We start from the raw sequence: 23,534 nt of genomic DNA, 5'->3' as shown, positions 1-23,534 counted from the left end.
GATAAATATATTTAAAAAAACAGATAGGTATTTAAATTTTTATTTTGTTCCTAAGTGATTATAGAATGTAGTAGTTGCGACTGTTTTTGAATCGGTAATTTGTTCAGTATCTTTGCAAAAAGTAACAGCAATTTTTATTTTGGATATCAAGATAATCGCTGGCTGGTGACAGAAATTAAAAAATATGTAAAATGGAGTTAAATTTAATCATTGACATTCTCACAGAACTCGATAATTATCAGAAAGCTAATCCAAATGCTAACGCGGGTTTAGATGATTTCCGGCTTTATCTGAATCAGAAAGCGTACGAAAATGAGAATCCAAGAAATTTAACAGAAAAATTTGATCTTGATGTTTACGATCTCGAAAATGAAATCGCAAAACAGGTCATTATGCTCGGCAGATATTCCAAACAGCTGATCCGTAAATCTCTGGAAAACCATCCCGATTTGGTTAACGAGGATTTCACCTATCTTTTCAGAATGATGGATTATGACAGTCTTACGAAAATGCAGCTGATCGAAAAAAATGCCCATGAAAAACAGACCGGAATCGAAATCATCAAACGTTTGGTGAAAAACGGCCTGTTAGCCGAAAGCCCCGATGAACACGATAAAAGAAGTACGAGGATTGCAGTAACAAAAAAAGGGAAAAAAGTTTTTTTGGAATCAATGCAGGATATCACCGTTGTGTCAAAAATAATGTGCGGACAATTGAATACCAAGGAAAAAGAATCTCTGCTCAGTTCGCTTAAAAAGCTCAATACATTTCACCATACCGTTTACTCGAACTTTAAAAACGAAAATACTTCCGAAATCCTGAAATTAATTTAAAATGCCCGAAAAACTATCCGTTTTCTGGTTCAGAAGAGATTTAAGATTATCTGATAATCACGGACTGTATCAAGCATTAGTTTCCGGAAACAAAGTCTTACCCATTTTTATTTTCGATACCGAAATCCTTTCCCAACTCGAAAGTAAAGAAGACCGTAGAGTTGATTTTATTTTTCAGGTATTGAATGACATCAATAATGAACTGGAAAAAACCGGAAAAGCAATTCAGATTTTTCATGGTAAGCCGTTAGAAATATTTCAGAAGCTTTCTGAAAATTATGCTATCAAAGAAGTTTTCTGCAACGAAGATTACGAACCTTCTGCGATTAAAAGAGATTTGGCAGTAGCTGATTTTTTAACTTCTAAAAAAATCGAATTTCGTTCGTTCAAAGATCAGGTTCATTTTCACAAAAATGAAATACTGAAATCTGATAAAACGCCGTACACCGTTTACACACCGTACTCCAAACAGTGGCTTTTGAAATATGATGCTGAGCAAACAGAAAGTTATCAGTCTGAGCAGTATATCCATCATTTCGAGAATGTTGAAAGACAGGAATTTTCATTGGAAGACATTGGGTTCCGTTCCACAGAACTAGAATTTAAAAGTCCAAATATCAACGAGGAGATTTTAAAACATTATCACAAAACCCGGAATTTTCCGGCAACCAAAACCTCAGAAATGAGTGTTCACCTGCGTTTCGGTACGAGCAGTGTTCGGAGACTTGCGCAAACCGCGGCCTCACTCAACCAAACCTATCTTAAAGAATTGATTTGGCGGGAGTTCTTTATGCAGATTCTCTATCATTTTCCTAAAGTTGTACAGCAATCTTTCAAAGCGAAATACGACGGAATTTCCTGGATTAATGATCCTGAAAATTTAAAAAAATGGCAGACTGGCAAAACTGGTTATCCCCTTGTGGATGCGGGAATGCGCGAACTGAACGAAACCGGTTTGATGCACAACCGCGTGAGAATGGTTTGCGCAAGCTTTCTTACCAAACATTTACTCATTGACTGGCGTATTGGCGAAGCATATTTCGCGGAAAAGCTGCTTGATTATGATTTGTCGGCCAACAACGGAAACTGGCAATGGAGCGCGGGTTCCGGTTGCGATGCGGCGCCATATTTCAGGGTATTTAATCCCGAAGAGCAGCAGAAAAAGTTTGACCCAGATTTTGTGTACATTAAAAAATGGATAAAGGAATTCGGAACTTCAGCTTATCCGAAACCGATGATCGATCACAAATTCGCCAGAGAAAGAGCGCTGGAATCTTATAAAAAAGGACTGCAGGAATTACTGTAAAATATTCAAACTTTTGGGCTGTACTTTTACTTTTACCGGCGATTCTATTTTGTTGAATTCTCCGTCCAGATGCCAGTTTTTCGTATCCACTTCAAACTGGATTTCAGAAACAGGAAGATAAGTAACGTACTGATCGTCTTTCAGTCTTTTGGTAAACATTCTAAACGCGAAAAAAGGCGAGTAGGTTAATGGGAATTTCTTTACCAAAACCAAATCTACCAAACCGTCGCTTTTGCTTGCTTTAGGAGCAATGTAAGCGTTATTGCCGAACTGCCGCGTGTTGGCGATGTTCAGCATTAAATAGCGGCCGCTGTATTTCTTAAAGCTTTCGGTGAGAAATTTAATCTGTACCGGTTTATAATTGAAAAAAGTTTTGATCGAAACTTTAATATAATTTTTGAAACCTCTGTCGGTTTTTTCAAATTCCTTCACCACTTTCCCGTCAAAACCTGTCCCGGATACGTTGATCGAAAGTCTTCCGTTAACCGTGAAAGTATCGATTTTTTTCACCTTCCTGGCTTTAATTTTGGCTAAAAGTTCGTCGATGTTTTTTGAAAATTTTGTTTCATTTGAAAATCCATTTCCAGATCCGGCCGGGAAAATGGCAAGGATTTTATCTGTATTGATCAGTTTTTGAGCGACTGTTGAAATAGTGCCGTCTCCACCCACGGCCACAAAAATATCGGTGGTTGCATAATGATTGTCAATAAAATTAAAAGTTCCCTGAATCGACTCTGATATATAAAACAGAGGATTGCTTACCTCTTTTTTTAAGGCACGCAAAAACGGATGATAATCTTTTTTAGCCGAAAAAGGATTGATGATGAAGGCAACGTTTTCCATAAAGACAGAGCAGCAGAAGACTGCAGAATTAATTTAAATTCAGTTTCGTTCTGAAATCCTGAGTCAGAAAAGGTTTAATTTCGGTGTAGGGAATTTTAATAAGAACCGGGCCTGCCGCATAGGCCGCAATTTCATACTGATTGTAAAGAAAGTAAAGGTTATTCTTGTCGAAATAAAAATTATCGTTTAACGGAATTTCTTTTACGAGAAGCATTTCTGCCTGACCTCTTTCCAGATCGTTCTTCAGGAAATGATCCATGAGAATCCTGCTCCATATTTTTGCATCACGCACTTTCAAAATATCTGCAAGAGTTACCTGCTTATTTGTTTTCACATCGAAAACCCTGTATAATTCATTAAAATAACCGTGAGCACCACCGGTGTAACCATCAGCTTTATATTGAACCGTCAGGTAATCGTTGAGCTGTGAAAACATTTTCATATAAGAATTCTGTTCCCAGGTTCGCGGAAAATCCGGAGCCCAGTCTTCGAGAGATTTCTTAACACCGTCATAATATTCTTTCTTCTGAGTATTGAGTTCCGTAGTGATATTTTCTCTTGAATATTGCTCCAGTTTCATATTAACCGGTGCGTAAATGCTGTCCAGCAGCACTTTATTACTCAGGTTCGGAAACACCAAGACTGTGGATTTAAAACCGGCCGTAAGATTTTCACTTACCTTTAAGGAATCAACAATCTTCACGGAATCTGTCGCTGATAAATCGACTTTGGTGATTTGCTCAGGCAATTGTTCGGATTTTTCCACCGGTGATTTTTCTGCTTTTTTACAGCTGATTACAGATAAAATAACTAAAAACAGAACAGCGGAAATATTTTTCATCCTCAAAATTAATTATTTTAAAACAAAAAACTGCTCAAAATTGAACAGTTTTTTATGTAATCTATGTTATTGTTAATTAAACATCGATTTTTGCGTACACCGCATTTTTCTCGATAAACTCTCTTCGTGGCGGTACTTCGTCGCCCATCAGCATGGAGAATACATTATCCGCATCGGCAAGACTTTCAATGGTAACCTGTTTCAGAATTCGGTTTTCAGGATTTAACGTAGTTTCCCAAAGCTGCTCAGGGTTCATTTCCCCAAGACCTTTGTAACGCTGTACTTCAACGCCTTTACCGTCCGGAGCCATTTCTAAAGTAAATTCCTCACGTTCCTTTTCATTGTAGGCATAGATTTTTTTGTTTCCTTTTTTAAGGAGATACAATGGCGGCTGCGCGATGTAGATATAGCCGTTCTCGATCAGTTCTTTCATGTAACGGAAGAAGAAGGTCAAAATTAACGTAGAAATATGCGAGCCATCGATATCAGCATCTGTCATAATCACTACCTTATGGTAACGCAACTTATTCATGTTGAGTGCCTTGCTGTCTTCTTCAGTCCCTACAGAAACGCCTAGAGCGGTATAAATATTTTTAATTTCTTCGTTATCGTAAACTTTATGAAGCATAGACTTTTCTACGTTCAGAATTTTACCTCTCAACGGAAGAATTGCCTGGAAGTGACGGTCACGGCCCTGTTTTGCAGTTCCCCCTGCCGAATCTCCCTCGACAAGGAAAATCTCAGAAATTGCAGGATCTTTGGATGAACAGTCGGACAGTTTTCCCGGAAGTCCGCTGCCGCCCATCGGTGATTTTCTCTGAACAAGTTCTCTTGCTTTTTTCGCCGCCTGTCTTGCTTTTGCAGCTAAAACCACTTTTTGAACGATGATTTTTGCTTCGTTAGGGTTTTCTTCTAAAAAGTTCGTAAGCATTTCACCTACGATTTTATCAACCGCGCCCGAAACTTCAGAGTTACCCAACTTGGTTTTGGTTTGCCCTTCAAACTGAGGTTCCATTACTTTTACAGAAATTACCGCCGTAAGACCCTCACGAAAATCATCACCGGTAACTTCTACTTTTTCTTTTGCAGGAATTCCAAGTTCATCAGCAAATTTTTTCAAAGTTCTTGTTAAAGCTCTTCGGAAACCTGCTAAGTGTGTACCACCTTCATGGGTATTGATGTTGTTCACATAAGAGTGAAGATTTTCGTTGTAAGAAGTGTTGTAACGCATCGCAACTTCTACCGGGATATCATCTTTGTCACCTTCCATGAAAATCACATTGCTCATGATCGATTCTCGGTTCCCGTCGATAAATTCTACAAACTCTTTTAGTCCGCCTTCGGAATGAAAAGTTTCTACATTGAAAGTCCCGTCTTCATTTGGATGTCTTTCATCAGTCAAAGTAATGGTGATTCCTTTGTTCAGGAATGAAAGTTCTCTTAACCTTGCTGCCAAAGTATCGTAGTTATATACCAACTCCTGAAAAATAGTATGATCGGGCTGGAAGAATACTTCAGTTCCTCTTTCATCAGTAGTGCCGATTTCTTTAACATCAGCTAAAGCTTTACCTTCTGAATACTTCTGTTGGTATACTTTTCCGTTTCTGTTTACGGTAGCGATAAGTGAGGTTGAAAGTGCGTTAACACAAGATACCCCAACCCCGTGAAGTCCACCGGAAACTTTGTAAGAATCCTTATCGAACTTACCCCCGGCACCAATCTTAGTCATTACAACTTCAAGTGCAGATTTCTGCTCCTTTTCGTGAAAGTCTACCGGAATTCCACGGCCGTTATCTTTCACAGAAATTGATTCTCCCTCGTGAATGGTAACGGAAATGGTGTCGCAATGTCCTGCTAATGCCTCATCAATGGAATTATCTACCACTTCATACACCAAATGGTGAAGACCTCTGGGGCCTACATCGCCAATGTACATGGATGGTCTTAACCTCACATGTTCCATTCCTTCCAACGCCTGTATACTGCTCGCTGTATATTCTTTTTGACTCATATTTTCTTTTTTGCCAACAAAATTTGGTGCTGGCTGCTATAAATTTCAATTAAATTTTTCTGAATTTCCATCTTTCCGGTTTCTCAAAAAGACCAACAAATATACTGAATTTAATCGGATTACGAAACTTGGAAAGGTGATTAAAAATGAAGAAGTTTTCCACAAAAAAGTCCCCGGAATTACGGGGACTTTTTTAATAATAGACCTGCTGCTAAAGAAGTTTCATAAGAACAGCATCTTCAGCTTTTTCAACTTTAACCATTTCGAATTTGGTGAGATTTTTTGCTGCTTTGTCCCATTTTTTACCCGAGAGTTGGCTTCTGTTTTTCACTTCAGCAAGCTCCATGGCTTCTTCCTGAGAATTCAGGATTTCGAGAATTACTTTTTCGTCTTCGCCCAGTTCGATTTGGGGAACTATTTTTTCGGGTTTCATTTGCGGGAAGAACAAAACTTCCTGGATGGACGGATTGTTGGTTAAAAACATAATTAAACGGTCCATACCGATACCTAAACCTGAAGTTGGCGGCATACCGTACTCCAAAGCGCGCAAAAAGTCGTTATCGATGAACATCGCCTCGTCATCGCCTCTTTCAGAAAGTGCCATTTGCGATTCGAAACGTTCTCTCTGGTCAATCGGGTCATTTAATTCTGAATAAGCATTCGCGATTTCTTTTCCGCAAACCATTAACTCAAATCTTTCGGTTAAACCTTCTTTGCTGCGGTGTTTTTTTGTTAAAGGCGACATCTCAATCGGATAATCGGTGATAAAAGTCGGCTGGATGAAGTTTCCTTCACATTTTTCCCCGAAAATTTCGTCGATTAATTTTCCTTTGCCCATGGTTTCGTTCACTTCAACACCAATTGATCTAGCGAAATCAAAGAGTTCCTGCTCGGATTTTCCGGTGATATCAAAACCTGTAAATTTCTGAATCGCTTCAGTCATGGAAATTCTAGGGTAGGGCGCTTTCCAGTTAATGGTATGTTCACCAAAAGTCGATTCCGAATCTCCGTTAACCTGAGTGGCGCAGAATTCCAGTAATTTCTCAGTGAAATCCATCATCCAGTTGTAATCTTTGTACGCAACATAGATTTCCATTGCAGTAAATTCCGGGTTATGGGTTCTGTCCATTCCTTCGTTTCTGAAGTTTTTCGAAAATTCATATACTCCATCGAAACCTCCGACAATTAATCTTTTCAGATATAATTCGTTCGCAATTCTTAAATATAAGGGAATATCTAAAGCATTGTGATGCGTGATGAACGGTTTGGCTGCAGCGCCACCAGGAATTGACTGTAGAATCGGGGTTTCTACCTCAAAATAGCCTGCGTCATTGAAAAATGTACGCATGGCATTGAAGAGTTTTGTTCTTTTTACAAAAACTTCTTTCACGTGAGGATTCACCGTTAAATCTACATAACGCTGGCGGTATCTGAGTTCAGGATCGTTGAAAGCATCGTGTACAACTCCGTTTTCATCGGTTCTTGGTTGTGGAAGCGGGCGTAAAGATTTGGTTAGAATTTTAAAATTCTCAACTTTCACGGTCATTTCACCAACCTGGGTGGTGAAAAGTTCGCCTTCGATGCCGATGATATCACCGATGTCTAAAAGGTGTTTATAAACTTCGTTATACAGGGTTTTATCTTCGCCGGTACAGATTTCATCACGGTTAAAATACACCTGAATGCGACCTTCGGAATCCTGCAGTTCAGCAAAACTTGCTTTCCCCTGGATTCTTCGGCTCATCAGTCTTCCGGCAATCTGTACTTTTTTGCCTTCTGTAAAATTTTCCTTGATGGATTTTGTGGTATCTGTGATTTTATATTCTTCGGCCGGAAAAGCATCGATCCCCATTTTCTGTAAAGTGGCTAACTTTTCTCTCCGGATAATTTCCTGTTCTGATAACTGCATGTTTTCTTGCTTTTTAAGAGCGCAAATTTAGTGATTTTTTGATGAATATAAACAAAAAAAGCAGCCGTTGCCGACTGCCTGTAATCATTTGAACCTTTGGGTTATTTAACTACAGTAGAATCAGCAGCTACTGGTGTTGCTGCTGGAGCAGTAACGGTAACTTCTGCTTCCGGCTCTTCCAGCATTCTGTTGCTTTCGGTTGAAGTTTCTTTTTTTGAGCATCCAGCCAATACCAAACCGCCGATGAATGCAAATGCGAATAATTTTTTCATTGTAAATTTAATTTGGGCAAAAATAGAAATTTCAAAAGGAATTGCAAGTTTGTATAAATTTTATCATCCAGCCTTCGGAAGGTTATTCTTAATTATACCGGTTATAAATGATGATTCTCTAGCATTTTCTCTGGAATTTGAGTAATTTTGCACTATGAAAAAGTACATTACTTACTTTTTGATATGTACTTACCTCTTTTCTTTTTCAGAGGTTAGGCAGATTTTGAAAATGCCTAATCTTATTGAACATTACATTTCCCATAAAATCATCGATAACGGAACTACGGTTTTTTCGTTTATTAAAATGCACTACCTCGAGGATCACGGCATTGATGGAGATTATCATCAGGATATGAAACTTCCGTTCAAAACACATGATGTTTCGGTTAATGTTTTCAGTTTTGTGTTTCCCCCGAAAAAAATAGAATTCAATTTCGAGCATAAACCTCTCGACATTGATGAACAGCAGAATTTTGCCTATTCCGAAAATTTCTTTCCCTCTGTTTTCCAAAAAATCTGGCAGCCGCCTAAAATTTAATTTAAGAATTATCAAAGATAAAATAATGTTTAGACCACAGGTTTAGGCTTGTTTACACTTACTTAAAAGTCTAATTTTTAAATTAAATCAAAATGAATAACGCACATCTGCATTTGGTTGTTAACCATTTGCCAATCATATTTCCTATTGTAGGAGTAATCATTTTACTGATAGCGATTTTTACAAAATCCGACGTTTCAAAACGTAACGCTTATATCGTTTTTATTCTTGGTGCAGTTGCATCAGTACCTGCTATGGCGACAGGCGAAGGCGCAGAGGATGCAATCGAAAATATTCAGGGTGTTTCTGAAAATCTTATGCACAGGCACGAAGAAGCCGCAGAAATTTTCGCAGGAATGTCATATTTTCTTGGAGCTGTTTCTCTTCTAGGCTTTCTTACAAGTTACCGGAATTTTTCTGTGGATAAGCTGATGCCGGTTACGATAGTAATCGTGGCGGGAGTTTCTCTGTATTTCGCTCAGGAAGCTGGCAGAACCGGTGGGGAAATTCGTCACACAGAAATCCGCAGCGGCGCAAACATCCAAAATGCGGTCGAAAATTCTGGTGAAGACCAAGATGACTGATGTCATTTTTTAGAAAATGGCTCTTAAAAATTCTTATTCGGGCTGTTTTTTTATTAATTTTAATAGTGAAAGCTATTGATTTGTAATTATTTAACTCAAATTAAAATGCTAAATAAAATCATAAATTTTTCCATAAAAAATAAGCTGATAATCATCCTGATGACACTCGGCTGGATTATTTACGGAATTATAGAACTCCGGAAACTGCCCATTGATGCCGTACCGGATATTACCGATAACCAAGTACAGCTGATTACTTCGTCGCCAAGTTTGGGCGCACCCGATGTGGAGCGGTTTATTACTTTTCCGTTAGAACAGGCGATGAACAATATACAGGGAATCAAACAGATGCGAAGTTTTTCGCGTTTCGGTCTTTCTGTTGTGACCATTGTTTTCGAGGAAGACGTAGATCTTTATCTCGCAAGGCAGCAGGTCTCCGAACGGTTACAAAATGTTTCTAAAGATATTCCTGTTACGCTTGGAGTCCCGGAAATGGCCCCAATTTCTACTGGTTTAGGCGAAATTTATCAGTATGTAATACGTCCGAAAACGGGTTACGAGCACCGTTACACTGCTATGGAGCTTCGTACCATTCAGGATTGGATTGTAAGACGACAACTTCTGGGTACAGAAGGTGTTGCTGATGTTGCCAGTTTTGGCGGAAACCTGAAGCAGTATGAAGTTGCAGTAAATCCTGCGCAACTTAAAGCGATGGGAGTGACGATCCAGGAGGTTTTCACCGCTCTGGAAAACAATAACCAGAATACTGGTGGTGCATATATTGAAAAAGGTCCTACAATTCTATACATCAGGACAGAAGGTTTGATGGGTAAAATCCATGACATCGAAAAAACAGTCGTAAAAAATCTTCCCGATGGAACGCCTGTTTTAATTGAAAATATTGGAAAAGTGCAGTACGGAAAAGCCATCCGCTACGGCGCCATGACCTATAACGGAAAAAGTGAAGTTGCCGGCGCGGTGGTGATGATGATGAAGGGCGCCAATTCCAATAAAGTTATTGAAAATGTAAAAATCCGTATCGACGAAATCCGCAAAACCCTTCCTGAAGGAGTAATCATCGAACCTTTCCTCGACCGGACCAAGATGGTAAACAATGCGATCAGCACAGTTTCTAAAAACCTTCTTGAAGGTGCGTTAATCGTCATATTTGTTCTTGTAGTTTTCCTCGGAAATCTTAGAGCAGGATTTATCGTTTCGTCTGTCATTCCGCTTTCCATGCTTTTTGCGTTTATCATGATGAATATCTTCGGGGTTTCCGGAAATCTCATGAGTTTAGGCGCGCTGGATTTCGGCTTGATTGTGGATGGTGCTGTGATTATTGTGGAAGCCATTCTACACAGGCTTCATGGCCCAGCGCTCGCCAACAAAAACTTCCTTACCGCAAAAGAAATGGACGAAACCGTGGAGAGTTCAGCTGGTAAAATGATGAATTCTGCGGTATTCGGACAGATTATTATTCTGATTGTTTACTTGCCAATCCTCACGCTGGAAGGTGTAGAAGGTAAAATGTTCAAACCGATGGCGCAAACGGTTATTTTTGCACTTTTAGGTGCATTTATCCTGTCTTTAACTTATGTCCCGATGATGAGCGCGCTGTTTCTTTCCAAGAAAATTACTCATAAGAAAAATTATGCCGACCGGATGATGGACAAGCTTGAAGCAGTTTATGATAAAATTCTTAAGGTGGTTTTAAAATTTCAGAATCCTTTATTTTTCAGTGTTTTAGGGCTTTTCTTCGTTTCGGTTTTTATCATGACTAAATTAGGTGGAGAATTTATTCCCATACTTCCCGAAGGCGATTTTGCCGTTGATACGAGGGTTTTACCGGGAAGTAACCTTAAAACTTCTACCGATGCAGTTTTAAAAAGCCAGCAAATACTGCTGAAAAAATTCCCTGAAATTGAAAAAATTGTAGGGAAAACCGGAAGCAGCGAAATACCCACCGATCCAATGCCGATTGATGCGAGTGATATGATGATTATTCTTAAACCACGTAAAGAATGGACTTCCGCAAAATCATATGACGAACTCGCCGAAAAAATGTCTGCAGAGCTGAAGAAAAATATCGTGGGCGTTACCTATTCATTCCAATATCCGGTTAACATGAGGTTTAATGAACTGATGACCGGTGCAAGACAGGATGTTGTATGTAAAATTTTCGGTGAAAATCTCGATTCATTAAAGATTTACGCTGAAAAACTGGGTGAAATTTCCAAAAAAATCGATGGAGCAGAAAATATTTATGTTGAACCAATTTCCGGAATGCCACAAATTCTTATTGAATATAACCGCCCCGCACTTTCGCAATATGGATTAAGCATTGGTGAGGTCAATAAAATGGTAAATACCGCTTTTGCAGGCCAGAGCGCGGGTTCCGTTTTCGAAGAAGAGAAAAAATTTGATTTGGTAGTCCGTCTGGATGGGGAACTCAGGAAAAATCTCGAAGATGTAAAAAATCTTCTGATTCCCACGCCCACTGGTGTTGAAATTCCTTTAAGCGCAGTAGCTCAGGTGGAATTAAAGGAAAGTGTAAACCAGATCCAGCGCGAAGAAGCACACCGCCGAATCATCGTTGGGTTCAATGTAAAGGGCCGCGACATTCAGTCGACCGTGCAGGATTTACAGCAAATGGTGGATAAGAATTTAAAACTTCCCGTAGGTTATACCATAAAATACGGCGGAACGTTCGAGAATCTTCAACAGGCACAGCAACGGCTTGGTATCGCGGTTCCTATCAGTTTGGCTTTAATTCTTCTGATGCTTTATTTCGCATTCAGTTCAGTGAAATATGGGTTGATTATTTTCACTACAATCCCACTTTCGGCTATTGGCGGAATTTTATCGCTTTGGCTGCGCGGAATGAACTTCAGTATTTCTGCAGGTGTAGGTTTTATCGCTCTTTTCGGGGTTGCGGTGCTTAACGGAATTGTATTGATTGCAGAGTTTAACCGGCAGAAGGAAATTCATTCAAACCTCCACGAAGTAGTACGTGTTGGCGGTAAAATGCGGCTGCGTCCGGTACTGATGACGGCTTTGGTAGCCTCGCTCGGATTTTTGCCGATGGCGATAAGCCAGGGTGAAGGTGCAGAAGTACAAAGACCACTCGCAACAGTAGTGATCGGTGGTTTACTTCTCGCGACTTTCCTTACGCTTTTCATTTTGCCAACCGTTTATATCTGGTTTGAAAAACATTTTCCACAACGAAAAAAAACCATTAACCTCGATGAATAATTTTAAAATAATGAAACCTCAATATCTCAGTCTGTTTTTTTTAATATTTTTTCTAAAATCCTTTTCACAGACTCCCATTTCTTTGGAAAATGCTTACGAAAAGGCAAGTCAGAACAATCTTAATTTAAAATCGGGACAGCTGAAAGCTGAATATCAGAACCGGATACAGAATTCTGCGGTGGCCATTGATCCTTTGAACATTAATGCGGAAATCGGACAGATAAATTCGGCGTATGTTGATAATGCTTTTTCGGTTAACCAAACGCTGCGGTTGCCGAAATTCTATAGAACCCACAAACAGGTTTTAACGGAACAGTGGAAAAACGCAATGCTGGGTCTGGAGGTGCAGACATGGCAGCTGAAAAGGGAAATTGCTTTGGTGTACAATAATCTGAATTATATCGACGAAAAACAGAAACTTCTGAAAAAAACCGACAGCATCTATTCAAATTATTACAAACGTTCTGAACTTCGGCTGAAAGCGGGCGAAAGCAATATTCTGGAAAAAACCACGGCAGAAGCTTACCGAAGCCAGGCTGAAATTCAGCTCCAAAGTCTGCTGAAAGACCGCGAAATTACACTTCATCAGTTCAATTATCTGATTAATGAGGGTGAAATGTATCAAAATGAAAAGGGCAGTTTTTATCTTTTGAATCTGAATTTTGATGAAAATTTCAGTGGAAACCCTTTGGTCCTGTCGCAGCTTGAACATCAGAAAAATATTGAAAACGCAAGGCTCGAAGCTGAGAAAGCCAAACTTTTGCCCAGTTTCAACCTCGGAATTAATTCTACAACCATGAAAGGAACCGGATCCGACGATAAGTATTACAACGGAACTCACCGTTTCCAGAGCGGGTTGGTTGGCGTAGCGCTTCCGGTTTTTAATGCTGCACAGAAATCGTTGATCGAAGGCCAGAAAATAAACCAGCAGATTGCCGAAAACAACTATAATATCGCTATTCGTGACTTTAAAAACAGGTACGCAAAAACTTATGGTGAATACCAGAAACTGAAATCTGAAACCGATTATTATAAAGCCAAAGGTTTGAAAAACGCACAAACCATCCTGTTTACAGCAGATCTGCTGTCTAAAGAAGGTGAAATCAACTATTTGGAATATACCATTTTGGTGAATCAGTCACTTGATATTCAGAACAGGTATATCGACGCTCAAAACGCTTTAAACGAGAAAATTATAGAACTCAATAATCTGCAAAATAAATAAAGAATTTTTTGCTGTGAAGTTTCAATTAAACTTCATCATGAAATTTAAAATTAAAAGCTATGAAAAAATTCACAACTCTCCACAGATTTATCCACTGGTTAATCGCAGTTTCAATGCTGGTACTTTTTGCCACCGGATTTTTAAGAATGTACTGGATGTCCAAAAAAACAATAACGGCAGCAATTTCTGCAGAACTGACTAATAATAATATTCAACTTCCGAAAGAAAATGTAGTGAACATTGCAAAAAGCATTATTAATCCAATGTTCGACTGGCATATCAATTTCGCGTATGTTCTTGTTTTGGCCTATATTTTAAGAATCATATATCTTTTAGTAAAGGGCGTGAAATATCCTAATCCATTCTCAAAATCATCTACAGGAAAAGAGAAACTTCAGGGAACTGTGTACAGTATTTTCTATTTTTTGCTGGCAGTACAAATCCTCACCGGTTTTGCGCTGATGTGGGAACTTGCTTCAGAACAGGCGCTGGAAAGGGCAGAACAGATACACAAATTTGCCGTCTACTGGATGCCTATATTTGTATTGCTGCATTTTGCTGGAATTACAGTAGCAGAACTCACGAATAAAAAAGGAATTACCTCTAAAATGATTGGCGGAGAATAATTAAACCATTAAAAAAATGAAAAAATCAATTATAGCAGTGCTTTCCGGGGTTCTTTTATTCTCCTGTTCCAAAAAGGAGGAAACGGTAACCCAGGAAACATACGCCATTTCCGGCGACCAAATCACACTCACCGATTTGCAGAAAAAAACGGCTGCCATTGAAACTACAACACTTAATAGTGAGAATATTGCCAACAAAATTCTCCTGACAGGGCAAATAGACGTGCCACCAACAGGAATGGCAGGCGTGTCTTCTTCCACCGGAGGAATTATAAAAACTGCACGTTTTGTACCCGGAAATTATGTGACCCGCGGGCAGACCTTAGCAGTGGTAGAAAATCCTGATATGGCGAGGCTTCAGCAGGATTATCTTCAGGCAAAATCGAATTTGGGTTATGCCCAAAAGGATTATAGCCGTCAGAAATATCTGAATAAATATCAGGCAAGTTCCGACAAGGTTACTCAGAAAGCTGCCAACGAAGCCCAATCACAGGATGCTGCCGTTCGCGGAATTGAGTCTCAACTGCGTTCTTACGGAATAAGCCCTGGAAGTGTGAGTACCGGCAATATCAGAAAGTCTGTGGCTGTTGTCGCACCGATTTCGGGTTACATTTCAAGAGTAAACGCAACTATTGGCCAGTATGTTTCTTCCGCCGATGTTTTGTATGAAATTGTAAACAACGGGCAAACCCACCTGGCGCTGAAAGTCTTCGAAAAAGATCTGAATAAAATTTCCGTCGGACAAAAAGTCTATGCATTTACAAACCAGAATCCTGAAAAAAAATACGCCGCAACGGTGAAATTAATCGGTAAGGATTTTGCGCCGGACCGAAGCGTACTCATCCACTGCGACCTGATCGATAAAGACGAAAGTCTGATTCCCGGAACCTTCATGAATGCAGAGATTGAAGTAAATGCCGAGGAAGGATTTGTAATTCCGGATGATGCAATTATAACTTGGGAAGGGAAACAGTATGTTTTTGAAGAAGTAAAACCCAAAACGTACAAAATGTTTCCTGTAGCGATTGGAAATTCCGAAAACGGATTAACCGAACTGCTGAATTTTGACAGTAAAAATGCCAATAAAACCTTTGTTACCAAGGGCGCATATCATTTGCTGATGGCTCTGAAGAATGTTGAGGAGTAATTTTTTAAGAATTTTTATTTGATTTTTACTTTTCAGTTGGAAAATGATTTCTATATTTGTCCCAATGAAAACGATCAACAATACAAACTGGTGGTGGCCTCAAAACTTTCAAAGTCTTGAGCACTGTTCTTTTGTGTAAATATATCCCAACAAAAAAATAAGAAGACTTTGACATTGCGTTAAAGTCTTTTTTTATTTTTAAAACCCAGGAATTACAATGAAATTTAATCAACATATTAAACTGAAAACCACCGTAAAATCTACATTGAGCGATCTTTTTACGCCCATCGGAATTTACCTCAGGCTTCGCGACCAGTTTCGGGATACCATCCTTTTAGAAAGCGCCGGAAACCAGAATACCGCCAATAATTTTTCATTTATTGCAGTGAATGCCATTGCCGGAATCGAAATCAGAAATTATGAGGAAGCACAGATTAAATTCCCGCTTGAAAGCGCCGAAAAAATCAATATAGAAAAGGAAAAACTTACTGATCTCCTTCAGAATTTTTCAAAAACATTTGAATGCCAGGAGCCGAATTTACCTGTCGGAAAATCTGCACAGGGATTTTTTGGTTATACTTCTTATGATGCAATTCCGTTTTTCGAAAATATTAAATTTAAAGGAGTTTCAGAAGAAAACAGAATTCCGTTGTTGCGTTACCGCCTTTATCAGTACGTGATTGCTATTAATCACCACAATGATGAAATGTTTCTGATTGAAAATAAAATTGAAGGATTAAAGTCTGAAGCTGCAGTCATTGAAAATTTAATTCAGCAAAAAAATGCCCCGATTTTCCCGTTTGAAAAAACAGGAGAGGAAGAATCAAATTTGAGCGATGAAGAATACAGAAATTCAGTGGAAACAGCAAAAAAGCACTGTTTCCGCGGTGATGTTTTTCAGTTGGTTTTGAGCCGTAGATTTCAGCAGAAGTTTGTAGGCGATGAATTCAATGTTTACCGCGCTTTGCGGAATATCAATCCATCGCCTTATCTGTTTTTCTTTGATTATGGAGATTATAAACTGATGGGTTCAAGTCCTGAAAGTCAGCTGATCATCAAGGATAATCACGCCATTATTCATCCGATCGCCGGAACTTTCAAACGGACCGGAAACATAGAGGAAGATTTAAAGGCCGCGGAAGAACTTAAAAAAGATGCAAAAGAAAATGCTGAACACACGATGCTGGTTGATCTGGCGAGGAATGATTTAAGCATTCTGGGGAAAAATACTAAAGTTTCCAAACTGAAAGAAATCCAGTTTTTCTCTCATGTGATTCACATGGTCTCCGAAGTAACAACCGAAATTTCCGCAGATCAGAATCCTTATGAAATGATCGCCACTACCTTTCCTCAGGGAACATTGAGCGGCGCTCCAAAATACCGCGCCATGCAGCTTATCGATGACTATGAGAAAACCTCACGGAGCTATTATGGCGGGTGCATCGGATTTGTCGGTTTCGACGGAAGCTGCAATCAGGCGATTATGATCCGCACATTTTTAAGCAAAAACAATACTTTGTATTATCAGGCTGGCGCCGGAATTGTCGCGAAATCACAGGCGGAACTTGAACTCCAGGAGGTAAACAACAAGCTTGGAGCTTTAAAGAAAGCAATTCTGAAAGCGGAAAAAATTAATTGCTAATGATCAATTATTAATTATAAATTTTTAAAATGGGAAGCAATATTATAAAAGAAAAAAGCTTTGAGTTTGCAGTGCAAATAGTTAAACTTTCTCAATATTTAGCATCGGAAAAAAAAGAATTTGTTTTAAGCAAGCAAATATTACGTAGTGGAACCAGTGTCGGAGCTATGATCAGGGAAGGTGAGCATGCGCAAAGTAAGGCAGATTTTGTTCATAAATTATCAATTGCTCAAAAAGAGATCAACGAAACACTTTATTGGCTCGAGCTTTTAGAAGCAACAGATTATATTTCTGTGGAAAGATTCTCAGGCTTAAATCATACAGCGATTGAGATTATTAAACTTCTTACAAGCATAGTTAAAACAGCTAAATCAAACCTTAACCATTAACCATTAACCATTAATCACTAACCATTAACCATTAACCATTACTATGATATTAGTCTTCGACAATTACGACAGTTTTACCTACAATCTTGTTCAGATGATTGAACAGATTATCGGTGAAAAAGTAGAGGTTTTCAGAAACGATCAGATCTCTTTGGAAGAAATAGAGAAATACGACAAAATTATTCTGTCACCGGGTCCGGGAATTCCCGAAGAAGCCGGAATCTTGCTTGATGTTATTAAAAAATATGCGCCAACAAAATCAATTCTCGGAGTTTGCCTCGGTCAGCAAGCGATTGCAGAGGCTTTTGGCGGAAGTTTGATCAACCTTTCTGAAATCTATCACGGTGTTGCGACGGAATCCACGCAGATTAAGGAACATAAAATTTTCAGGAACTTACCTGAGACTTTGGAAGTCGGCAGATATCATTCGTGGGCGGTAAATCCTGAAGATTTCCCTGAAGAACTAGAAATCACAAGCATTGATAAAAACGGAATGATCATGAGTTTGAAACACAGAATTTACGATGTTCACGCAGTTCAGTATCACCCGGAAAGTATTTTAACGCCGGATGGAAAGCAGATTTTGGAAAACTTTCTTAATGATTAATTGTTGATAACTATTTGTTAATTATTAATTATCAAATTCTAACAATTAACCATTGATAATTAACCATTAACCACTGACCATTAACCACTAAACATTAAAAATGAAACAGATTTTACAATATTTATTCAACCATAATACGCTTTCAAAAGCGGAAGCGAAATCCATTCTCACTGAAATTGCCCAAAACAAATTCAATGAAAATGAGGTCACTGCTTTTGTTACGGTTTTTCTGATGCGCAGTATTACGCTCGAAGAAATGGAAGGTTTTCAGGAAGCGCTTTTGCGGCTTTCTGTAACGGTTGATCTGGGAACCGAAGATTTGGTGGATATCGTAGGAACGGGCGGTGACGGGAAAGATACGTTCAATATTTCTACGCTCGCCAGTTTCGTGGTGGCCGGAACCGGTCAAAAAGTCGCGAAACACGGCAATTACGGCGTTTCATCCATTTCAGGTTCATCCAATGTGCTGGAAGAGCTCAGCTATAAGTTTAAAACCAGCTCAGAAGATTTACGTGGAGATTTGTCTAAAGGAAATATCTGTTTTCTTCACGCGCCACTTTTTCATCCGGCCTTACGCTCGGTCGCGCCTTTAAGAAAAGGATTGGGCTTAAGAACGTTTTTCAATATTCTGGGTCCGCTGGTCAATCCTGCAAAACCTAAATTTTCGATGATCGGGGTGTACAGTTTAGAAATTGCTCGGATTTATCAGTATCTGCTGCAGAAAAAACAGGATAATTTTCTTCTCGTTCATGCACTTGACGGTTACGACGAGATTTCGCTGACTTCAGATACCAAGATTTTCGATAAATCCGGAGAATATATCTTTTCTGCCCAGGAATTGGGATTTAAAAATACAAACGCCGAAAGTATTTTCGGGGGAAGTACTAAGCAGGATGCAGCAAAAATTTTTAAATCCGTTCTGGAAGGTAATGGATCTTACGAACAGAATTCGGTAGTGCTTGCCAATGCGGCTATGGCTTTAAAAAACACACAAAAATACGGTGATTACAGCGATTGTCTCGCTTTGGCTACCGAAAGTTTAGAAAGCGGAAAAGCGCTGCAAAGCTTACAAAGTATATTAAATTAACAGCTGGAAATGAATGTTTTAGATCAGATTATCGCAGCGAAGAAGAAAGAAATTCACGTTTCAAAATCTCAAATTTCAGTGGAGCAGCTGAAAGATTCCGAGTTTTTTGACCGTGACACTTTTTCATTAAAAGAAAGCCTGAAATCAAAATCGGGAATCATTGCAGAATTCAAACGGAAGTCACCAAGCAAAGGAATCATAAGCGAAAAAGCAGATGTTTTGGAAGTGGCAAAGTCATACGAAAACTTTGGCGCGAGCGGAATTTCAATTTTAACGGATTCTGATTTTTTTGGTGGAAATTTTGCGGATATTTTAAAGGTCAGAAAAGAAATTAATATTCCGGTTTTAAGGAAAGATTTCATGATTGATGAATATCAGTTTTATGAAGCAAAATCAATCGGAGCGGATGTTGTTTTATTAATAGCTGCCTGTCTTTCAGCAAGTCAGGTTCATGAATTTACAGAACTGTCACATCAGTTGGGTTTAGAAGTCCTGCTCGAAATACACACCGAAGATGAACTCATGCATTTCAATAACAATGTCGATTTAGTGGGAATTAATAATAGAAATCTGAAAGATTTCAAAGTGGATCTGCAGCATTCCGTTAACCTTAAAAATCTTTTGCCCGAAGGTACCTTATCCGTTGCAGAAAGCGGAATTTACAGCGTGGAAGATTTTAAATTCCTCAAAGAAAAAGGCTTTGACGGTTTCCTAATGGGTGAATATTTTATGAAAAATGAAAATCCGGGGAAAGCGTTTGAAGAATTTATAACCAATATAGCATCATGAAACTGAAAATTTGCGGCCTTACAAAGCCTGATCAAATTCAGGAATTAATTGAGCTGAAAACTGACTTTTTGGGCTTTATATTTTATGAAAAATCTCCCAGATATGTTTTAGATCATTTAAGCTTAAATGAGATTGCAGGAATTAAACATTCTGGAAAAGTGGGAGTTTTTGTCAACGAGACAGTAGAAAATATTGCGGCAGTCGCTGAAAATGCTGCGCTGAATTATATCCAGCTTCATGGCGACGAAGACGAAAACTATGTTACTGAATTGCGTAGCAAATTAAATAGCGAAATTAAAATCATTAAAGTAATAAGAATCGGAAACCAAACCACCGAAGAACTTCAAAAAACCATCGACCATCAACCATCAGCCATCAACTTTATTCTTTTTGATACCGATTCAAAAGCATTTGGCGGGACAGGAAAAACATTTGAATGGCAAATTTTAAACAGTATAGAAATCACCAAGCCCTACTTTTTGAGTGGTGGAATTTCTTTGGAAAATATCAGTCAGCTATTAACTGTCAACCATCCACCTTTTTCACTGGACATCAATTCAAAATTTGAAACCGAACCCGGCGTAAAAGATCTTCAAAAAATAAAACAAATTTATGAAAAATTATAAAAACCCTGACGAAAATGGCTATTACGGCGAATTTGGCGGTGCCTTTGTTCCAGAAATGCTTTTTCCAAATGTCGAGGAATTACAGAATAACTATCTCAACATCATCGAATCTTCTGAATTCAAGGAAGAGTTCCGGGATTTATTAAAAAACTACGTCGGGCGAGCCACACCATTATATTTTGCAGAGAATCTCAGTGAAAAATACGAGACTCAGATTTATCTGAAAAGGGAAGATCTCAATCACACCGGCGCACACAAAATCAACAATGCTTTAGGACAGGCTTTGCTTGCCAAAAAACTCGGAAAACACCGGATTATTGCAGAAACCGGAGCCGGACAACACGGTGTCGCTACAGCAACCGCCTGCGCGCTGCTCGGTTTGGAATGCATCGTTTACATGGGCGAAGTCGATATTGCAAGACAGGCTCCCAACGTGGCGAGAATGAAAATGCTGGGCGCCACTGTAATTCCTGCAACTTCAGGATCCAAAACGCTGAAAGATGCGGTGAATGAAGCTTTACGCGACTGGATTAACAATTCCACAACAACGCACTACATCATCGGAAGTGTGGTGGGTCCGCATCCCTTTCCCGATTTGGTGGCAAGGTTTCAAAGTGTGATTTCAGAAGAAATAAAATGGCAGCTGAAAGAAAAAATTGGCAGGGAAAATCCCGATTATGTAATGGCATGTGTGGGCGGCGGAAGCAATGCTGCAGGAACTTTCTACCATTTCGTGAATGAAGAGGATGTAAAACTTATCGCTGCAGAAGCCGGCGGTTTTGGTGTGGATTCCGGTAAATCTGCAGCAACCACATTTCTCGGAACTTTGGGCGTTTTGCATGGCAGCAAAAGTCTGGTGATGCAGACGGAAGACGGTCAGGTGATCGAGCCGCATTCCATTTCCGCGGGTTTGGATTATCCGGGAATCGGGCCATTTCATGCGAATCTGTTCAAAGAAAAAAGAGCGGAATTTTTCTCCATCAATGATGATGAAGCTTTAAAATCTGCGATGGAGCTCACAAAACTGGAAGGAATTATTCCTGCTTTGGAATCTGCGCACGCGTTAGCCGTTCTGGAAAAGAAAAAATTCAGGAAAGATGATGTTGTTGTGATCTGCCTGAGTGGTCGCGGAGATAAAGACATGGAAACTTACCTTAAACATTTGTAGCAGTATTTGGGCGCCTTAATCCGCCTTCCGCTCCCGCTTTTTTGTTCCGCTCCGCTGCACAAAAAGAGCTCCGCTCCAGTCGGGGCGCGGGTTTCGGCATTTTAAAAATATTTAGTAAAAACAAGAATTATGACTAACACAGATAACATTCAGCATCCAGCATCCAACATCCAACACCACAAAAAACTCAATATATACTTCACTGCCGGAATTCCCGGACTGAAAGACACTACAGAGATTCTGAAAATCATCCAAAGCTCCGGTGCGGAAATGGTGGAAATCGGGATGCCTTACTCTGATCCTGTTGCTGACGGACCTGTAATTCAAAAGGCGCATGAACTAGCACTTCTTAACGGAATGACGATCGCTAAACTTTTTGAACAGCTGAAATCTGTAAAATCAGAGATCAAAATACCTGTTGTTTTGATGGGGTATATCAATCCCGTTTTGAGTTTCGGTTTTGAAAGCTTCTGTCGCGAATGCGCAGAATCGGGAGTTTCTGGATTAATTATTCCTGATCTTCCGCCAATCGAATTTGAGAAAAATTACAGACAGATTTTAGAAAAATATCGGCTCAATTTTTCTTTTCTGGTAACGCCGGAAACTTCGGATGAACGTATCAGATATTTGGATTCTTTAAGTTCAGGATTTTTGTATGCGGTGTCCAGTTCGTCTACAACGGGAAACGCTTCGAAAGAAATCAATAACGGACAATACCTGCAAAACCTCGCTGCGCTGAATCTGAAAAACCCGGTAATGATTGGTTTCGGGATAAAGAGTAAAGATGATTTTCAAAAAGTAACAGCAAATGCGGCGGGCGGAATTATCGGAACAGCGTTCGTGAATATTCTTTTGGAGAAAGGAGATTGGAAAGCAAAAGGCACAAGTTTTATTCGAAGCATAATAAATTAATTTTGTATTTTTGGACTCTAAATCCTAGATTTTATTTTTAAAAATTCCCCCGCAATAGGGATTGCAGCGTAAATCCTTCTCTTTTTCCGCGGCGGCGAAGCCGCCGCGGAAAAAAGAAGATTGAAGTGTAAAGCCCGACCCGTGCAGCTGCTTCAGCTTAGAAGAGGGGATTGCCCAACAAATTAAAAAATGACCAAAACACAGAACAGAACATTACGGTTTGTAGAGCTGGGCCTCATGGATTATGAGACAGCGTTCCGCTACCAGGAAAAACTGATGAACAACATCATTGATCTGAAGCTGAAAAACCGCGACACAACTCCTGAGGAATACCAAGAAACACCAAATTATCTTCTTTTTGTGGAACATCCACACGTTTATACATTGGGGAAATCCGGCGACGAACATAACATGTTGGCTAATGCGCAGAAACTCGAAGAAATCAATGCCACATTCGTGAAGACCAATCGGGGTGGAGACATTACCTATCACGGTTTTGGGCAGATCATTGGTTATCCCGTTCTGGATCTTGATAATTTTAAGTCCGACATTTTTTTGTACATGAGAAATCTGGAGGAAGTAATCATCCGCGTAATTGCCGAGTACGGGCTGAAAGGAGAACGAAGCGAAGGAGAAACCGGTGTTTGGCTGGATGTGGGAAAACCGTACGCCCGAAAGATATGCGCAATGGGCGTGAAAACTTCAAAATGGGTGACGATGCACGGTTTCGGGCTGAATGTGAACACCGATTTAAGATACTTTGAGTACATTATTCCGTGCGGTATTAAAGATAAGGCAGTTACCTCTCTAAAACGTGAGCTGGAGCACGAGTTTTCAGAAGGAGAAATTGCTGAGCTGAAAATTAAAATAAAAAAACACTTCTGCGAAGTGTTTGAAGCTGAGTTATTCTAAATTTTCCTGTAATCT

22 protein-coding genes are annotated in these 23,534 nt (G+C 39.4%); 17 read left to right on the top strand and 5 right to left on the bottom strand.

The annotated features are described in order from the left end of the window. Nucleotides 1-191: 191 nt before the first annotated feature. Together KTV93_RS01765 and KTV93_RS01760 are read left to right on the top strand one after the other, a co-directional pair. The gene (locus KTV93_RS01765; protein ID WP_218249619.1) at nt 192-833 is read left to right on the top strand and encodes a MarR family winged helix-turn-helix transcriptional regulator; all 642 of its coding nucleotides are present in this window, start codon (nt 192-194) and stop codon (nt 831-833) included. A 1-nt stretch (nt 834) separates the two neighbouring features. Continuing rightward, nucleotides 835-2,139 (top strand): cryptochrome/photolyase family protein, encoded by a 1,305-nt coding sequence (locus tag KTV93_RS01760; protein ID WP_218249618.1) that lies wholly within the window; start codon nt 835-837, stop codon nt 2,137-2,139. Here the strand turns inward: KTV93_RS01760 and KTV93_RS01755 are convergent. The 5 genes from KTV93_RS01755 to KTV93_RS01735 all read right to left on the bottom strand — a co-directional run bounded on the left by KTV93_RS01755 (nt 2,131) and on the right by KTV93_RS01735 (nt 8,015). After that, nucleotides 2,131-2,982, bottom strand: a complete 852-nt coding sequence (locus tag KTV93_RS01755; RefSeq protein WP_218249617.1) for a diacylglycerol/lipid kinase family protein — start codon at nt 2,980-2,982, stop codon at nt 2,131-2,133. The two genes, KTV93_RS01760 and KTV93_RS01755, sit on opposite strands and share 9 nt — an antisense overlap. Nucleotides 2,983-3,010: 28 nt before the next feature. Further along, nucleotides 3,011-3,823 (bottom strand): RsiV family protein, encoded by an 813-nt coding sequence (locus tag KTV93_RS01750; protein ID WP_218249616.1) that lies wholly within the window; start codon nt 3,821-3,823, stop codon nt 3,011-3,013. A 76-nt stretch (nt 3,824-3,899) separates the two neighbouring features. Beyond that, entirely contained in the window at nt 3,900-5,834 is a 1,935-nt protein-coding gene (gyrB, locus tag KTV93_RS01745) for a DNA topoisomerase (ATP-hydrolyzing) subunit B (protein WP_218249615.1), read from the bottom strand. Nucleotides 5,835-6,045: 211 nt separating this feature from the next. Next, complete coding sequence (gene lysS / locus KTV93_RS01740; RefSeq protein WP_218249614.1) at nt 6,046-7,743, bottom strand: lysine--tRNA ligase; 1,698 nt, start codon at nt 7,741-7,743, stop codon at nt 6,046-6,048. A gap of 101 nt (nt 7,744-7,844) precedes the next feature. After that, a complete protein-coding gene (locus KTV93_RS01735) occupies nt 7,845-8,015 on the bottom strand; it encodes a hypothetical protein (RefSeq protein ID WP_218249613.1) in 171 nt (56 codons plus the stop codon). Nucleotides 8,016-8,244: 229 nt separating this feature from the next. Here KTV93_RS01735 and KTV93_RS01730 point away from each other — a divergent pair, with 229 nt between their 5' ends. From KTV93_RS01730 to lipB, 15 genes are all read left to right on the top strand, one after another. Beyond that, complete coding sequence (locus KTV93_RS01730; RefSeq protein WP_218249612.1) at nt 8,245-8,553, top strand: hypothetical protein; 309 nt, start codon at nt 8,245-8,247, stop codon at nt 8,551-8,553. Nucleotides 8,554-8,645: 92 nt separating this feature from the next. Then, on the top strand, nt 8,646-9,137 hold the full coding sequence (locus KTV93_RS01725) for a hypothetical protein (RefSeq protein WP_218249611.1): 492 nt from the start codon (nt 8,646-8,648) through the stop codon (nt 9,135-9,137). A 159-nt stretch (nt 9,138-9,296) separates the two neighbouring features. After that, a complete protein-coding gene (locus KTV93_RS01720) occupies nt 9,297-12,389 on the top strand; it encodes an efflux RND transporter permease subunit (protein WP_317206436.1) in 3,093 nt (1,030 codons plus the stop codon). Nucleotides 12,390-12,399: 10 nt separating this feature from the next. Then, the gene (locus KTV93_RS12535) at nt 12,400-13,614 is read left to right on the top strand and encodes a TolC family protein (RefSeq protein ID WP_218249609.1); all 1,215 of its coding nucleotides are present in this window, start codon (nt 12,400-12,402) and stop codon (nt 13,612-13,614) included. Nucleotides 13,615-13,673: 59 nt separating this feature from the next. Next, nucleotides 13,674-14,240 carry a cytochrome b/b6 domain-containing protein gene (locus KTV93_RS01710; protein WP_218249608.1) on the top strand — a complete coding sequence of 189 codons (567 nt, stop codon included), beginning with the start codon at nt 13,674-13,676 and terminating at the stop codon, nt 14,238-14,240. A 16-nt stretch (nt 14,241-14,256) separates the two neighbouring features. Continuing rightward, nucleotides 14,257-15,387: an efflux RND transporter periplasmic adaptor subunit gene (locus tag KTV93_RS01705; protein ID WP_218249607.1), complete on the top strand. Its 1,131-nt coding sequence runs from the start codon at nt 14,257-14,259 to the stop codon at nt 15,385-15,387. A gap of 217 nt (nt 15,388-15,604) precedes the next feature. Then, nucleotides 15,605-17,029 (top strand): anthranilate synthase component I family protein, encoded by a 1,425-nt coding sequence (locus KTV93_RS01700; protein ID WP_218249606.1) that lies wholly within the window; start codon nt 15,605-15,607, stop codon nt 17,027-17,029. 29 nt (nt 17,030-17,058) lie between these two features. Next, the gene (locus KTV93_RS01695; protein ID WP_218249605.1) at nt 17,059-17,418 is read left to right on the top strand and encodes a four helix bundle protein; all 360 of its coding nucleotides are present in this window, start codon (nt 17,059-17,061) and stop codon (nt 17,416-17,418) included. Nucleotides 17,419-17,461: 43 nt separating this feature from the next. Continuing rightward, nucleotides 17,462-18,025, top strand: coding sequence for an anthranilate synthase component II (locus tag KTV93_RS01690; protein ID WP_218249604.1), 564 nt, complete (start codon nt 17,462-17,464; stop codon nt 18,023-18,025). A 100-nt stretch (nt 18,026-18,125) separates the two neighbouring features. Further along, on the top strand, nt 18,126-19,112 hold the full coding sequence (gene trpD / locus KTV93_RS01685) for an anthranilate phosphoribosyltransferase (protein WP_218249603.1): 987 nt from the start codon (nt 18,126-18,128) through the stop codon (nt 19,110-19,112). Between the two features lie 9 nt (nt 19,113-19,121). Continuing rightward, the gene (trpC, locus tag KTV93_RS01680) at nt 19,122-19,901 is read left to right on the top strand and encodes an indole-3-glycerol phosphate synthase TrpC (RefSeq protein ID WP_218249602.1); all 780 of its coding nucleotides are present in this window, start codon (nt 19,122-19,124) and stop codon (nt 19,899-19,901) included. Further along, nucleotides 19,898-20,527, top strand: coding sequence for a phosphoribosylanthranilate isomerase (locus tag KTV93_RS01675; protein WP_218249601.1), 630 nt, complete (start codon nt 19,898-19,900; stop codon nt 20,525-20,527). Before trpC ends, KTV93_RS01675 begins: the two co-directional genes overlap by 4 nt. Then, complete coding sequence (trpB, locus tag KTV93_RS01670; protein ID WP_218249600.1) at nt 20,514-21,695, top strand: tryptophan synthase subunit beta; 1,182 nt, start codon at nt 20,514-20,516, stop codon at nt 21,693-21,695. The genes KTV93_RS01675 and trpB overlap by 14 nt, the downstream gene beginning before the upstream one ends. 129 nt (nt 21,696-21,824) lie before the next feature. Continuing rightward, nucleotides 21,825-22,607 carry a tryptophan synthase subunit alpha gene (gene trpA, locus KTV93_RS01665; protein ID WP_218249599.1) on the top strand — a complete coding sequence of 261 codons (783 nt, stop codon included), beginning with the start codon at nt 21,825-21,827 and terminating at the stop codon, nt 22,605-22,607. A gap of 189 nt (nt 22,608-22,796) precedes the next feature. Further along, a complete protein-coding gene (lipB, locus tag KTV93_RS01660) occupies nt 22,797-23,519 on the top strand; it encodes a lipoyl(octanoyl) transferase LipB (RefSeq protein WP_218249598.1) in 723 nt (240 codons plus the stop codon). Nucleotides 23,520-23,534: the final 15 nt, after the last annotated feature.

The sequence above is a fragment of the Kaistella faecalis genome, assembly GCF_019195395.1.
Taxonomy (GTDB): Bacteria; Bacteroidota; Bacteroidia; order Flavobacteriales; family Weeksellaceae; genus Kaistella; species Kaistella faecalis.
This window is presented reverse-complemented; position numbering and strand designations above follow the sequence as displayed.